8 protein-coding genes and 1 pseudogene are annotated in these 16,354 nt (G+C 43.6%); all 9 read right to left on the bottom strand.

The genetic code is table 11. From position 1 onward, the window contains the following. Positions 1–4: 4 nt before the first annotated feature. Positions 5–856: a HemK/PrmC family methyltransferase gene (locus EAE91_RS00945; RefSeq protein WP_214086866.1), complete on the bottom strand. Its 852-nt coding sequence runs from the start codon at positions 854–856 to the stop codon at positions 5–7. Then, positions 853–2,286: an NAD(P)/FAD-dependent oxidoreductase gene (locus tag EAE91_RS00940; protein WP_214086865.1), complete on the bottom strand. Its 1,434-nt coding sequence runs from the start codon at positions 2,284–2,286 to the stop codon at positions 853–855. Before EAE91_RS00940 ends, EAE91_RS00945 begins: the two co-directional genes overlap by 4 nt. A gap of 2,115 nt (positions 2,287–4,401) precedes the next feature. After that, complete coding sequence (locus tag EAE91_RS00935) at positions 4,402–4,608, bottom strand: hypothetical protein (protein ID WP_214086864.1); 207 nt, start codon at positions 4,606–4,608, stop codon at positions 4,402–4,404. 24 nt (positions 4,609–4,632) lie between these two features. Further along, the gene (locus EAE91_RS00930) at positions 4,633–5,043 is read right to left on the bottom strand and encodes a DUF6911 family protein (protein WP_214086863.1); all 411 of its coding nucleotides are present in this window, start codon (positions 5,041–5,043) and stop codon (positions 4,633–4,635) included. Beyond that, positions 5,040–5,917, bottom strand: a pseudogene (locus EAE91_RS23985) (cytidine deaminase-like fold-containing protein). Before EAE91_RS23985 ends, EAE91_RS00930 begins: the two are co-directional and overlap by 4 nt. Before the next feature lie 77 nt (positions 5,918–5,994). Then, entirely contained in the window at positions 5,995–6,321 is a 327-nt protein-coding gene (locus EAE91_RS23980) for a DUF637 domain-containing protein (protein WP_244868582.1), read from the bottom strand. A gap of 59 nt (positions 6,322–6,380) precedes the next feature. Next, positions 6,381–6,698, bottom strand: a complete 318-nt coding sequence (locus EAE91_RS00915) for a MafI2 family immunity protein (protein WP_040154251.1) — start codon at positions 6,696–6,698, stop codon at positions 6,381–6,383. Between the two features lie 9 nt (positions 6,699–6,707). Continuing rightward, positions 6,708–15,740, bottom strand: a complete 9,033-nt coding sequence (locus tag EAE91_RS00910; RefSeq protein WP_214086862.1) for a two-partner secretion domain-containing protein — start codon at positions 15,738–15,740, stop codon at positions 6,708–6,710. After that, complete coding sequence (locus EAE91_RS00905; RefSeq protein WP_214086861.1) at positions 15,692–16,051, bottom strand: POTRA domain-containing protein; 360 nt, start codon at positions 16,049–16,051, stop codon at positions 15,692–15,694. Before EAE91_RS00905 ends, EAE91_RS00910 begins: the two co-directional genes overlap by 49 nt. Positions 16,052–16,354 lie beyond the last annotated feature (303 nt).

Here is a 16,354-nt window from a genome sequence, read left to right as displayed (position 1 = left end):
AAATTCAAATGAGCTTACAACCAACAGTGATTACCGAACTGCCCGTTGTGTCAGAAATATCTTCATCAATAATGGTTCGTACCGAGGAAAAACCAGCATCTGCAAATAACGCTCTGACACTCTCTCCCTGGCTTTCACCATGTTCAAGAACCAACCAACCCTCTGATTGCAGTAGCTGTTTAGCTTGTTTGATAATTAACCGAGTTAAATCAAGCCCATCATCCCCCGAATACACCGACGCATAAGGATGATGCTCTTCCCATTCCGGCAATATCTCCTGCTGTTCCGGCACATAAGGTGGATTAGCCACAATCAACGCTACCGATCCGTTAAATTGGGAAAACGCTTGCCAATCCCGTAAATCTGCTTTTAATGCATCGGCTTTAATCGCCCAATTCGCCAACCGATAGAGATTACGCGTCAGGTATTGAAAAGCCACATCATCATATTCGACACAAGTGACCTTTAAATCCGGGCGACGTTTAGCAATGGCTAAACCGATAGCACCACTGCCGGAGCATAAGTCCAGAACCACTGCCCCGTGAGGCGCTTGATATTCATTCTCCAACCATTTATGAATAACCTGGCTATGAGGACGTGGAATAAATACCCCCGTCCCCACCGTCAGAGGCAATCCATCAAAATCCGCAGTACCGACAATATGCCCAAGAGGTATCCGGTTACAGCGTTCATGAACCGCAAGCATAAATTCATCACGGGCGCGGTCCTTACAACGTCTTTCCAGATAACGGTCAATCAGGCACGTGAGATCAGTTTCCACATCCCAAACCCCGGCCTCTGACAGTAATTTCCTGGCGTTATCAATGACAACTTGATCTTTCAGCGAAAAACTCATGACCATGCCTCATAATAACTACGTAACCGTTCACGCATGGATTCATAAATATGAGAGAAAGCGACCAGCTCCGGCGGCGGAGTGAACTGAGGATGAAGAGACTCAATTAAGTTCTGATAATTGCGCATCATCCCTTCATTCAGCAGTGGCAGCCAGTAAGGTTTGATATCCCAACGATATTCATAACCGGTAGCAAACATTTGTTGGGCGGTCTCTTTAGCCATTACTTCACGGGAGAAACCCACCAACGGAGGACGAACTGGATTGAAATCATCAAGATTAATCAGTGTATTTTCTACTCCCGTCAAAGCGTTGGCGATATAATCCGCCAATAATGGTGACTGATGTAAGCCATCGCGATAAGTACCGGTAGCCAGCCAAAGACCATTCACGCCACATTCACCAATCAACGGGAATCCATCAGCCGGGATTGGCCGATTACCAACCTGGATTGAAAGGATTTCAGCATCATGTAAATTAATATCCAACTGATCTAATGCACAATCCAACAAGAACTGCACGTCAGAAATCAGCGCCTGACTACGTGGTTTTTCAGACAGAATATTGGTCGCGCCAAGATACAGCACACCATCACCACGTGGCACACAATGCAGGCCACAGGCAAATGCCCGGTTAGGGGTACGAATGACTGAGGTCGGCAATTCTCTGCCTTTTGGCATCTTGACCAGAACGGATACCCCATAGCCGGCAAAAATTGGCGGAATTTGGCGAACAATCGAAGGTATATTTGATAACAGATCCAACGAGTGCGCACCGGCAGCCACAACAACTTTATCTGCCATTAAACGCTCGCCACTCAGCAATTCAACGCCAGTGGCTACACCCTCTTCGATTAGCACACATTTAATATTCTCTGCTTTCAGAACCCCACCCTCAGCCACCAATGCCGCATCCAGCTTTTCTAGCAATAAATGCGAGTTCAGCGCATGTTCATCGGGGATGTACAAAGCACGCAGCGGACGCACTAAATCGTTGGGCTTTAACCACTCAATTTCACGCGGATCAACGGTTTCATAAGGAGCCGCATACTCAATCAAGGTTTGCTCGATAGCTTCATAATTGATAGTGTCAACCTCTTCCATCCCGGCAGTGTTGAGGATCACATGAGTGCCTTGAGCGGTGAACAGTGATCGGGTATCACCGGAAGCGTCGGCTAACCGTTGCGCCCAGGCTGGCCAAAGCTCTTTGGAGATACAATCCATATTCAATTTCAACTTACCGTGTTCACTCGCTAATAAGCCACTGGTAATTTCGCCAAAACAACCGTTCATTGCACCGGCAGCTTTGGAGGCTGCATTAGTTCGATCGGTCTCTCCAACCCTACAAACTGAAAAATTTCTACTTGCCAGCTCATAGGCGATTGAACCTGCAATTGCCCCTGAACCAACGACAATAAAGTCGTATTTCACTTATTTACTCCTATATGGCCTGTGGCCAATTTATTTTAAATATTTTGTCAACAACAACGGACAAATAATTGTCACCCTCATTATAGTGAGGATATTTTTACTGCTTTATATCAATTGTAAAAAAATAATCATACATTCATCAGTAATTAAAATGACGAATCACGTTCAGATTTACACTAAATTTAAAAACAAATATGTAATAACAAATTATCACATTGGAAATAGTTTCAATTCATTATCAAATAAATACAATCACCCATATTAATTAATTTGTGAAAATAAAAAGTTACAATAAAAACAATAAATTAAACAACACCACAAAATTCCATTTATATTTAAAGGAAATAATAACAAGAGATATTATTGTATTTTAAATAACATCTGTAAATCAGGGATGAACAATAATCATCAAATAGAAAACTGTCAAATAAATTTAGTCTTATATTATAAACAAAAAAATCATATCAATACTTTCAGTATGAAATAAAAACAATTTATATTTAAATTGTTACGGGGAACAATATTCTAAATACCTTTTATTCTTCAATAAAAAAACAAAAATTCTCAACAAAGGTGTTTTTTTAAATTTATATTTTCCATCAACTTTCACTAATATAGATGAATAAAACACATAAGTTATTATATCTTTATTGACTATAATATTAGTGATTATTTATGATCAATGTACACGTGCTGAACATCCATCTTTCAGATTATTGACTTTTAGCGTCTCGACTATCACTTAATTTTTCAGTATCGCGTTTTGTATTGACTCCAACGATTTAATTTGCTCAGGTTAAATCATATGGATTACCACTTTTCATTTTATTTGAAAGCAAATGGCTGTAGCAATTTTCACTCATTAAGATAATAATTAACCATACCTTTATTCCAATGTAATAAAATAGGTGTTAGGAAAATCCGCTTTTATCTGTCAGAGTGGTTTTAAAATCAGGAAAAAAGAACAACCACATTATATTTTTAACATTATTCACTTTCTTGGCGATCGTAAACGCCTTTTTATCATACAGTCTGATATTCAAGAGCTTTATTTCCCTCATTTTACGCAGCAGACCATTAAAATAACATAATAAAAAAATGGATAAAACGGTTTAATTTTGCAGAATTTAAACCCTGAAAAAACGTGATTATTCGAAAGAGTATCTTTACATCATCAGGTTATTTACTGGCTGATTTATAAAGATAAAAAGCGAGTATAATTATGTTTTTTAAACATAAAACACAATATGCCATGATGATTAAGATTAATAAAAAACAGGCGAAAAAAGGTTAAAACTATGGTTAAAATTTTATACCGATTTACCCACGAGTTAAGGCAATGATTTTTAATAACAGCCTAAAACCTACCTATTATAAAACCGTCAGTAAAAAATGAAAAAAATTTATTTTATTAATACTTATGTTTCCTGGGAAAAACGTATAAATAAAAATATGAATAAGTTAATCAGATAATCTATTTTTCTCAAAAGGAATCGACTTTAATAATGCCTTCAACCAAGAAATAAACCTTTTCATAAATCAATTAAATCATCAATCATGAAAAATATGAATAACAAAATCCTCAAATAAATGATTTAACGGCATACGAATTAAATTACTTTCAGCGTTATTATTTTACATTGATTATACAAAACCGTGATAGCTTAAACCAGCTTTACACTGTTTTAGCCCATCTAATAACATCTCTTTTTTACTGTTTAATTTAAACCATTCTTATTTTTATACCGTCAGTGTGATTTAACGCTAAAATCAATTTAATATCATTATTTTTACGAGTTGTTTTCACTCGCTGTTAACGGTTAAATACCTGTCTACCCGTTATCATATTTCTGACTTATTAATCCTAAAAACTTTTAATCTTTGTTGATAGAATGAAACGTTATTAAGCATTAAAGAAAAGCTAATTAACCGACAATATATTGAAACCCCGCAGATGAATTACCTTTCTCAAGAAACACTATTTTACCATCAGCTATTAAGACATTTTCAGGTGAAAATTTGACACCATTCTTAGACATTTCTGTAAGGTATTGTTGGTTAATCGCCCCCTTTCCAACATACAACTTCTCATTTTCGATCAAGCTAGCTACGGCATCAGTAATTTCTGAATAACGGTTTTGAGGTATGACTTAATCCTTCTGCCAGATTCCTGGCACCTTCTTTGGTATTACCTAATACCTTTACCGTTCCCGCAGCCAAAACACCGGTCCCAATAGCCGCTTCTGGCGCAACCGTATCAGCAACAAAAATGCCTACGTTATTCAGGCACAGCGTGAGCGTTGAACCGTTTAGCCCCGGCACAGCTCATAGTGCCGGGATTGTTGTTTAATTTAGAAGTTCTTTTGATACATTGCCGGTGTTAAAAAATTCTTTAAATACGCGATATATAAAATCGAAATTTTGAACTAAGGTTTTATCACTATGCATTTCACCTAAAATATCAACGCAATTTCCAGAGGCATTGTCATTATTTGGTGTTCTTACATTATGTTCACCTTCTATATCAAACTCACTTAATAATAATAGGTAATTATTATCTTGTGAATACAACGATAATTGATAAGGGCCTGATTCATCAGCGAAATTATTCCTTATAGTCAATACACCGGTTCTATCACGCATATATTCTAACAATCGGCATAGGTCCTGTTCAGAAGGTTTTATAACCGGGGAGAGCTGCTCTCTCTCTCCTAAACATGTAAGACTAAATCCCCCAATAACCATATCTATATTCATTTAACCTCCCGTAAGGATTTCATTCCTGATTGCCAAATATATGTTTTCGGTAAACCAGTTATATCATCTACAGCATTGACAGTAACTGATTTTGCACCTGCAACATCGGCTGCTGCTGCAATATCCCCTTTGCAATAACCACAAACATCTTTTCCTACTACTGTTATTTTTAAATCAGCACCTTTTGAAACACCTGCATCATAGGCTTGTTGGATGGCACCGATCTCCGCATGAGCAGTTGCCATATTACCGTTTGGTAATTCTTTACCTTTAGCTATTTTTTTGCCAAAATTCTGTCAGCAATTAAAGTACCTTGTTTCGCATTTGCCTGTTCAGAAGCTCTTGCTGTTTGATTCGTATCAGTAAATATTTTTCCATTCACTTCTAATTTAGCTGTAACTACTGGGGTTATGGCCTCTTTTGTAGATACATTCTTCACCAAACTAGCTACGGCATCAGTATCAGGTTTAGCATTTTTTAACAGCGGTTTTGAGGTATTACTCAATCCTTCTGCCAAATCCTTAGCACCTTCTTTAGTGCTACCTAATACTTTTACCGTTACCGCAGCCAAAACACCGGTCCCAACTGCCGCTTCTGGCGCAACTGCATCAGCTACAAAAATACCCACGTTATTCAGGCACAGCGCCGGATTCGTTTTACAGCCTTCAAGCGCAACACGCCCTGCCGTTGCTATTTCAGCCGAACCCGCAATCAGTATCTGACCGCCATAAACCAGCGCGTAACCGCCTGCCGCCACTGCGGTGACGGCAATCGCGGCATTCCGCCGCGCAATGACGCGCTCTTCCGCAGCTTTATCCCCTTTTCCTGCCGCTAAGATGTCTTTTTGATTATCTACCGATAACTGATACAGCATGTGCTCAGTCATGTTATTTCGATAGACAAGCTCTGCGCTGTTCGCCGCACTGTAAGCGCCTTCCGGGGTATGGCTAATCAGTGCGCCTGACAACGCCCCGACAAATTTAGCGGTCTGGGCCTTAATTTATTACCCGTCAGCGCTTCCTGAAGCTTATGGATTTGTCGCTCTGTTTCATTCTTATACGCCGGTTCAAATAGCCTGCTTTCCATTGTGATTGCCGCTAATTCAGCCGCCAGCGCATCTACAGCCGCCCCTTTGGCATCCCCACCAGCAATTTCAGCACTAATGCCTGCCACAACCGAATGGCTCAATATCTTGCCTGAGTGGCCTAAAACCTCCCCATTATCCCCAATCAGTTTGGCACCTTCCGCATTAATCTGATTACCTATATTGCTCAACAATGCGGTTTGCAGATTATCCGTAAAACTGCTGCCGTTAATCGCGATACCTACATTAACCTCTAATATTCTCTTCTTATGTATATAAAACCACTTAAGCTATCAAGATCTCTAAATGGTTTTGTAGAGAAAACTACCTCATCGTTTACACCTCTAATATCGTTATTAGATGATGTGTGAGCTAAAATATTCGCTATGACTATATCTAAACTTTCGTAATCTTCTTCTGTCGGTTCACGATCAAGATAATATCTTAATGTTAGGAGATTCTCTTCATTATTGAATCCAACGGCTATTGCTCTAATAGCCGGATAAATTTCTCCAAGAAGAGCTTTTGACACCCATATAAACAACTCGTCTGGTATAGTTTTTAACATCATAAAAAAACCTCAATGCTGAATAGGGTTAGCTGGAACAATATGCGCCCCGTTTTTTCCATAATGAATAATGCCATAATTTGTTGGCTGTCCTTCATATTTCCCTATTGGTTTACCAAAATTAACAATAGGTTGATTACGTGGAGTCATCCGTATGATGGGATATTCACCTGAGTGAACACCATTAAGTAATTTTTGAGGGTCTACACCTTCTGCTAATGGAGAACGTCCAGGAATATAGTTGTTATGTCCTATAATGTGTTTTCCTTGTTGCCCTAGATGAATTTCTTTTGATAATCCCTGAGGGGTTGGCAAACCTTTAGTACCTTGTTTCTCATTCACTTCTAATTTAGCTGTAACTTTCGGGGCTATGGTTTCTTTTGTAGATACATTCTTCACCAAACTAGCTACGGCATCAGTATCAGGTTTAGCATTTTTTAACAGCGGTTTTGAGGTATGACTCAATCCTTCTGCCAAATCCTTAGCACCTTCTTTGGTGCTACCTAATACCTTTACCGTTCCCGCAGCCAAAACACCGGTCCCAACTGCCGCTTCTGGCGCAACCGCATCAGCTACAAAAATACCTACGTTATTCAGGCACAGCGCCGGATTCGTTTTACAGCCTTCAAGCGCAACACGCCCTGCCGTTGCTATTTCAGCCGAACCCGCAATCAATATCTGACCGCCATAAACCAGCGCGTAACCGCCTGCCGCCACTGCGGTGACGGCAATCGCGGCATTCCGCCGCGCAATGACGCGCTCTTCCGCAGCTTTATCCCCTTTTCCTGCCGCTAAGATGTCTTTTTGATTATCTACCGATAACTGATACAGCATGTGCTCAGTCATGTTGTTACGGTAGACAAGCTCTGCGCTGTTTGCTGCACTGTAAGCACCTTCCGGGGTATGGCTAATCAGTGCGCCTGACAATGCCCCGATAAATTTAGCCGTCTGAGCCTTAGCTTCATTACCCGTCAGTGCTTCCTGAAGCTTATGGATTTGTCGCTCGGTTTCATTTTTATACGCCGGTTCGAATAGCCTGCTTTCCATTGTGATTGCCGCTAATTCAGCCGCCAGCGCACCCACAGCCGCCCCTTTGGCATCTCCACCGGCGATTTCAGCGCTAATACCTGCCACAACCGCATGGCTCAATATCTTGCCTGAATGACCCAGAATCTCCCCATTATCACCAATCAGTTTGGCACCTTCCGCATTAATCTGGTTACCTATATTGCTCAACAACGCGGTTTGCAGGTTATCCGTAAAACTGCCGCCGTTAATCGCCGTCCCTATTGTTGAGCTCACGATGGATTGCGTCGCAACACGCTGGGCCACCTGACTCCAATTCTGATTACTCAATAAGGGAAGCTGCGCTTTTATCGGATCGACAACGCCTTTTCCCTCCACTAATTTTCCCCAGCCCATCGTGTGGTCTAAGCCCCCTAATGCGCCACCCACGGCGATTTGGGTCACGAGGGATTTGACGGCTTCGCGCTTCGCTAAGGCGGCCAGTGTCTTGGTGAGATCCCCTTTATTTTCAACTAAGGCCACCGCCGCCTGCGAGGTCAACCCTATCATTCCGCCATAAGCCGCCCCATAAACCGCGCTCGCCGTAGCTCCCGTGGCCCCTGTCGCCCCCACGGCACCACTTCCCGCCCAGGCCGCCAGACCCGAACCCGCCGTGACCGCCGCGACCGCAATCGCAATCACCGCACCCACTACGGGGTTTAAGCTTTCGCTTTTTTTGTCCCAGCTACTGTAAGCGTCCTTAACCTGATTCCACTGGACATCATTGCGGCCTTGAAGGTTTTTTAACCATTCCGTACCCGGGGTGTTACCCAGTACCCCTAATGCGTCTTCCAGTAACTGCCCCTCTTTCACTTTCACATCCGCATTGATGCCTTTCGCCGCATCCACCGTCAGCGTACCGCCAACATGCACGGACGGAATTATCCAGCTCTCCTCACGATGACCTTTATCGCGCTGTGTAATAAAAAAGCCTTTTGATGTCGTGATGGTCTGCTCAAAATCAATATTGGGCATCGCCTTGAAGTTCACTTTCCCTGTCTGGCTGGTGATTTTCGCGTTTTTACTGGTTTCTATCCGACTCGCTTCTAATGTCACCTCATCTTTGGCCATCAGGTTAATATCACCCCCGGCCGTAAATTCCGTGACTTTGTTGGTCTTCTTGATTTGTATTTTATGTTCTGTTTTAGACCCAAAAACTTTACACGATTTTATGGGCCCCAAACCTTTACAGCTTTTCTCTGTTTCTTCCCGCCTATAGACTTCTTCCATTGCTTGCGCATAGAGAAAACCGCCTGTTGCCGCGATATCCATTACCCCTTTGGCGATTAACTCCGTCGCCTGGAATAAAATACTGCCCTGAGAGCGGATAGTTAATGCGCCACCACTGTTCAGCCGACTGGCATGTTGCGTAAAGCGCTCAATATTCCCCTCGCGGATAAATTCTTGTCGCGATTCAAAACGAACATTCCCACCTGCGGAGAGCTGCATATCACTGCCGGATGTCAAGCTGGCCCCGGATGTCAATAGGTTGCCTGCCGCAACTAATGTGAGATTTTGGGCCGCGTTGATGGCGCTGGCGGCATAAAGGTATTGTTTATCGCCATCATTAATCGGCGAATATTTCCGGGCAGAGAACAGTAAATCCCGGCCAGCGTTAACCGAGACATTTCCTTTAGTCGATGTTAATCTCGCGATACCCGCGATATCTTCCCCTGCACTGAGTTGCAGGTGATCACCCGCGGTAATTTGCGTGCCTAATTCAGAGAATTTGTCTAATCCATCTAATTCGGATAAATAAAACAGGCTCTCTGGCGTATTGGGGCGAGATATATCAATATCGCGGCCCGCACTGAGCATGACTTGTTGCCCCGCCCGGATACTAGCTTGCCGCAACATTAAATCATTTCCCGCAAACAGATTAATATTGCCCGCCGCGTTCAATTGGCTTCGACTGGCATTCAGGTTACGACCCGCACTTAATGTCAGATTGTGTGATTTATCCAACCGGGTACCGGAAAGATCCAGATCGTTACCTGCGGAAATCCGTAAATGATTATCGGCCGAAATTGAGGCTAATAACTCATAAGGCCGATTCCTTCCCATTTGGATGTCGCCTTCACGCACCAGAAGTTCAACATTTTCCCCTTTTAATTCTGCCTGACGGGCGGTGATATCTTTGCCCGCAATTAAGGTCAGATTTTTATTTGCCACTAATTTAACCCGGTCGGCATTAATTTCATGACCCGCGTTTAACGTCATAGTGTTGGCTTTATCGAACAAAACCCCCTGGAGATCCAGTTTGTTGCTCGCAAACATCTGCACATTATTGTTGGCCGAAATATGAGAAGAATCCTCCACTCCCATCGGCAGCCTAATGTCACCCTCACGCGCGAGAAGCTCAATATTTTCCCCTTTCAGCCCGGTTTCACGGGCAGTGATACCTTTGCCCGCAATGAGTGTCAGATTTTTCTGTGCGGCCAATTTAATCTGACTGACATCAATTTCATGACCCGCGTTTAACGTTATCGTGTTTGATTTATCGAACAAAAGATCATAGAGATCCAGTTTGTGATCCGCGAATATCCGCAAATTGTCGCTGGCCGAAATACGCGAACCGTCCCCCCACATACGGATGTCGCCTTCGTGCGTAAGCAGTTCAATATTTTCTCCCTTCAACCCGACTTGAAATGCCTCAATATCTTTGCCCGCAATCAAAGTCAGATTTCTCTTTGCTTCCAGTGTATTTTGGCGGGCATTCATTCTACGTTCAGCGATGACGGACAGATCATTGTCCGCTTTGAGGTGGCCTATATTGATAATTTCACCGGCATGAAGCAGAATATTTTTCGCCAGTATGAATGCCGTTCCGTTGAATTGATTAATAAAATCGGCCACCACATTTAGATCGGCTGAAAGTTTACCGTCCATCCCGTGGTTAAAGTCGTGACCGGTTAAGATGAGATTTTTTTTCGCATGAAACTGGCTTTGGCTGTTATCCAGCTTTGTCGCATTGATATAAGCGTTCATTCCCGCAGCGACGCTAGCATCCCTGTCATTATTTAACGCTTTTGTGCGAATAATAATATCGCCGCTATTGGTTTTTAGCGTCGCTGAAGTGTTGTTAATTTCAGTGCTTAAATTACCGCTCGCGTCTTTTTGCAACCAGAGATGGTTATTTGCCTGAATCAGCCCCTTATTCTGATTGTATAAATGGTCGATAAATAACCGCATGTCACCTTCTGCGATAATCTTACCGGTGTTGTTCAGCGTGTTCGCGGCAAGCGTGATATCTTTCCCTGCCTGTACATGGCTCTGTTCCGCCGTTTTAATGTCTTTACTGCTAACGGTGATATCCGTTTTGGCCTGTACATCTCCCAGTGTCACCTTGCCATCCGCCGTCAAACTAATGTCGCCTTGCGTTGCGGTCAGGTTGGTCAGGTTAACTTTCTTACCCGCCTCAGTACTCACCAGACGGATTTTATTGGCATACATTCCCCCCAATGACCCGGTATCAATCGCGTTCCAAGGGGTATTACCTTCGCCTGCAATAGGGACAAGAGTCCCGTGTTTGAAATCAATCCGGTTGGACCCTTGTGTCAATGTCAGGTTTTTCGCCTGCACTTTGCCGTTAAGTACCGTCGCCCGGCTGATAATATCAACATCATCCTGCGCCGTTGCATCCAGCCCCTTTTCATCAAAGGTTATAGTGCCTTTTTTCACTTCTAAAGCCGCTAATGCACCCTCTTTATCAAACACCGGGTTCCCGGTCGATAAGGTGACAGCCGGGGTATTGATAAAGCCACAACCATGACAGGTTATGCCGTTCGGGTTAGCGATGAAGACTGGGGCTTTTCGCCCCACCACTTCCAACAGGCCCTGTAGATTTGAGGCTAAGGTCCCCACCACTTCATTAATAATCAACTCAGCCGATTTACCATTGAAGTTAGGGTTTGCCCCAATTTGTCCCACCAGTACGGATTGGCTAGCTTCGGTAGCATTATTGAGCACCAGCCCGGCTGCCCCAACATTAAACTCTCGATAACGGTTATGTGAAATACCTTGAGAATTAGGCTCCGCAATATGGATAATAGGCAGGTTATTTCTCACAGCAATCCGCGCTCGCTTATCCGCCAGTTGAATCCCGGGTATTCCACCAGCTATTTCTGGGATATTGATGGTCAGTTGTGGGGCATTGCTTAATGCAAGATCAATCAACGCCGAAGTCACCGGGGTATATTTCCCGTCGGCTAAGTGCAACGCGGTACTATATTGGGCGACAGTGGTCGCTCCTTCTGCCGATAATGTTGTCTCTGTTATATTGCTGTCGGCAATCAGCGCTAAATTGTTGCCGGCGGTGACCTTGCCAATATTAATCGAGCCACCACTGGTCACGGTAATATCTTTCCCGGCGGTCAGGGAAATCCCATCCAAATTTATCCCCCCTCCAGCGTGAAGATCAATATTCTCATCCGCTGCCAAATGCTGATTAGTATTAACCCAACCATTACCTGCTAAAAAGATATTTTTTGCCCGGTTAATTAACGTATCTGAAAGCGATATTCCCTGTTCAGACAGAATTCGCAACGTATTAACCGCAGAAATAGTGGATAATGCCCGTGTACCTGCCGCAGTGGAATTATCGCCTCCAGATGAAACAGAAATACCACCACCGCTGGAAATTAAGGTAATGTCATGACCTGAAATATCCGTGCCACGCACCGTAAAACTGTTCTTTCCCTGTAGCAGAACCTGGTTCCCGGCGGTGATATTTCCCCCATCTAAAGACAAGGTTTTCGCTTTAATAGTGACATCACCGTCGGCACGAATTCGTCCCCAACTCTGCAATGTATCGGTTGTCAATATTAGATGTTGACCGGCTTGCATATGACTTTTTTTCGCCATGTCAATGTCTTTACCGTTAACGGTGATATCCGTTTTGGCCTGTACATCCCCCAGAGTCACCTTGCCATCCGCCGTCAGACTGATGTCGCCTTGGGTTGCCGTCAGGTTGGTCAGATTGACAGCCTTACCCGGCTCGGTACTCACCAGACGGATTTTATTGGCATACATTCCCCCTAATAACCCGGTATCAATCGCGTTCCAAGGGGTATAACCTTCATCGGCAATAGGAACAAGGGTCCCGCGTTTGAAATCAATCCGGTTGGGGCCTTGTGTCAATGTCAGGTTTTTCGCCTGTAGTTTGCCGTTAAGCTTAGTGGTCCGGCTGATGACATCGATAGAATCTTGCGCCGTTGCATCCAGTCCCTTTTCACCCAAGGTGATAGCGCCTTTTTTCACTTCCAGGGCCGCTAACGCACCATCTTTATCAAACACCGGTTTACCGGTCGATAAGGTGACAGCCGGGGTATTAACAAAGCGACAGCCATTACAGGTCATGCCGTTCGGGTTAACAATGAAAACATTGGTTTTCTGCCCTGCGACTTCCAACAGCCCTTGCAGATTTGAGGCTAAAGTCCCCACCACTTCATTAATAATCAGCTCGGCCGATTTACCGTTGAAGTTAAGATTCGCGCCAATTTTTCCCGCCAGTAGAGACTGTGTATCATGAGTAGCGTTATTCAATACCAGTCCCGAAGTGCCAACATTAAATTCCTGATAGCGGTTATGTGAAACACCCCGGGCGTTAGGTGCCGCAATATGAATAATAGGGCGATTGTTTTTCGATGTGATCCGGGTTTGTTTATCCGCCAGTTTAATCCCCGGAACTTCTCCTTCTACTTCTGAGGAGTTTATAGTCAGTTGAGGAGCATGACTTAACGCACGTGCAATCAGTGCAGAAGTCACCGGCGTATATTTACCTTCAACTGAGTTATACCTCCCTGTCGGTGAATGCAACTCTGCGTTGTTTTTGGTGATGGCAGTCGTCCCTTTTGCCAATAACGTTGCCTCAGTATCAATAATATTACCGCCAGCATTAAGGGTTAAGTTATTGCCGGCAGTGATAATACTGCTCGCTATCGGTAATTGAAGTTGTGAGTAGGATTGTTCGTCTTCCTCGTCATCGGCATTTTCATATTCATCATGTTTTTCATAGTCATCTCCATGCTCATTTGAATATTCATAGGGGTTCTCTGCCGTGATTTTACTCACATCAAGTATGCCGCCACTGGTCAGCGTGATATCCTTCCCTGCCGTCAAGGAAATGCTTCTCAGATCGACAATCTTTCCTGCATGGATCTCAATATTTTCATCCGCTTGCAATTGGCTAAGCTGGCGCAGACGCTGATTAATTAATTCTTGTTTAGCGCTATCATTGAGTGGACTCTGCTCATCAATTAAATCACCAGAGGCATAAATCTCAAGCTTATCATTGGTGGCCAAAAAGATATTTTTCGCCCGGTTAATCAGGGTATCTGCAATATCAATAGGACCATCGGCAATAATACGTAATATGTTATCAGCAGAAAGCGTGGTTAATACCCTTATTCCTTCCGAGGTATAGTCGTCTCCAGAGACAATAGACAGCATCCCCCGACCAGCAAGCAAGGTCACATCACGACCGGAGATATCATAGCCATTCACATCAAGATGTGATTTTCCATTCAACACGACATGGTTCCCGGCTTTTAAATTCCCCTGGCCTAAATAGATTGTTTCCGCGTCAGCGGTTAAGTTTTGTTCTGCCCTCATTGACGCGCGATTTGCTAAATCTCGGGCAGTGAGAGAAATGTTTTTCCCGGTGATTAATGCCAGATCAGTGGGTCTCTTTCCCGCTTTAAAATGTTCTTTATCAAAATCAAAACTAAATCCCTCTTTAAAGACAGCCGTCAAATCCCCACCGGCACTCAGTTTACCAATGATATTCTGCTGACTATCTTTTATCGCTTTGGTTGAAAAATTTTTGCCTGTCAGGGTGAGATTTTGTCCCGCGCTTAATTCACCAACATTATTTATCTCGTTAGCGGTAATGTTGTTATTTTTATTCGCGGTAATAATAGGGTGACTTTGCTTAGTCGGGTTTATGTTATCAAGTTGAGTCGCTTTAATCGTGACATCACCACCCGCACGGATTTGACCTTGATTCCGCAATGTTTCAGTGGTCAATCTCAGATGTTGACCCGCCTGCACATGGCTTTGTGCCACCGTTTCAATGGCTTTGCTATTGATATTAATGTCCGTCTTGGCGTGCACCTTCCCCAAGGTAATTTTACCCTCGGCAGTTAAACTGATATCGTCTTGGGTTGTGGTCAGATTAGTGAGATTAACCCCAACTCCCTTTTCAGTGGCAACCAGTCGGATTTTATTGGCATACATGCCGCCTAAAGCTTTGGTATCAACCGCTAATTGTGGTTTTGCCCCTTCTCCGGCGATAGGTTTAACCGTGCCGTCTTTCAAGCTAATACGGTTAGCCCCCTGAGTCAGCGACAGAGTGTTAGCCTGAATTTTTCCATTCAACTCCGCCGCCCGGCTGATGATATCGACATAATCCGTCGTCTTGCCGTCCAGCCCTTTGCCGCCAATGGTAATCTGGCCTTTTTTCACTTCCAGTGATTCCAGTGCGCCCTGTTTATCAAATTGGGGTTTACCGGTGGTCAGGGTTGCGCTGGCGGTATTAATAAAACCACAACCATCACAGGTAATGCCGTTAGGGTTGGCAATCATCACGTTGGCTTTATTACCAACAATTTCCAACTGGCCTTGTAGGTCAGAGCGGCCACTGCCGGTGACTTCGTTAATAATCAGTTCCGCCGCTTTACCTTTTAGGTTAGGGTTCGCGTTAAGTTGTCCTGCCAGTTGTGATTGAGCCGCCTGTGTCGCGTTATTAAGTACGGTCCCCTGAGTGGCAACATTGAATTCTTGGTAGGTGTTGTGGGATATGCCCGCATCATTCGGCGTGGCGATATTCACCACCGGTACATCGCCCTGATTTTGTACTTGTGTGCGGTTGTTATCCGGTGTGATGCCGACAGCCATAGCCGGGTGCAACGGCTGGATTGCCGTCAGGTAAATTAAAAGATAACTCGTGACCCTGGCCATCGAGTTGTGGAGTTTATCCATCGTATTATCCCTTTTCTTAATTTAAATGTGTCAAAGTCAGTAATGCTGACTAATAAATTACCCAATGAGGTATTAGCGGTTTTTCGTACCCATGCGTTGATATCCTGCAAAGTTAACCCTGCGGATAAATAAGGATGCATCGAGTGTTCTTGGTCTGACCGGGACAAACTTTCCGCCCCGGCAAATTCAATACGGTGAATAGTGTGACAAGTAGATCCCAATGCACCCGATGTTGAAACATGTGTCCATTCGGATATTGCCAGCAGGGTAAGTGCTGCCAGACTGCGGTGATAAAGCGATAATCTTTCCATAGAAAATATTAATAATTTGATAGTGACATAATTAAACTATTCTAATGGCTAATTATTTGTCCGTCCAAATCATTAGTATAAAATGTGATCAGCGTCCGGGTTTTTAATCCTGCTAATGGAGAATTTGATATATTAAATGCCAGAAAATCGCGGTAAGACTGGAGATACTCAATGGTGACAGAATAGAAGGAAAAGAATCACTCTCGTACTACTCACCGTGTTTCCCTGTTTCAACAGCAGAGACACTCATAGGAAAACTTAATTCATGAAATTTCTAAGGATTGCGAATATCATACAATAATA

The sequence above is a fragment of the Photorhabdus noenieputensis genome, assembly GCF_018448935.1.
Classification (GTDB): domain Bacteria; phylum Pseudomonadota; class Gammaproteobacteria; order Enterobacterales; family Enterobacteriaceae; genus Photorhabdus; species Photorhabdus noenieputensis.
This window is presented reverse-complemented; position numbering and strand designations above follow the sequence as displayed.

Coding starts and splice junctions, on each gene's coding strand:
- EAE91_RS00945 (WP_214086866.1), bottom strand. CDS start 856: ATGAGTTTTTCGCTGAAAGATCAAGTTGTCATTGATAACGCCAGGAAA.
- EAE91_RS00930 (WP_214086863.1), bottom strand. CDS start 5,043: ATGAATATAGATATGGTTATTGGGGGATTTAGTCTTACATGTTTAGGA.
- EAE91_RS00915 (WP_040154251.1), bottom strand. CDS start 6,698: ATGATGTTAAAAACTATACCAGACGAGTTGTTTATATGGGTGTCAAAA.
- EAE91_RS00910 (WP_214086862.1), bottom strand. CDS start 15,740: ATGGATAAACTCCACAACTCGATGGCCAGGGTCACGAGTTATCTTTTA.
- EAE91_RS00905 (WP_214086861.1), bottom strand. CDS start 16,051: ATGGAAAGATTATCGCTTTATCACCGCAGTCTGGCAGCACTTACCCTG.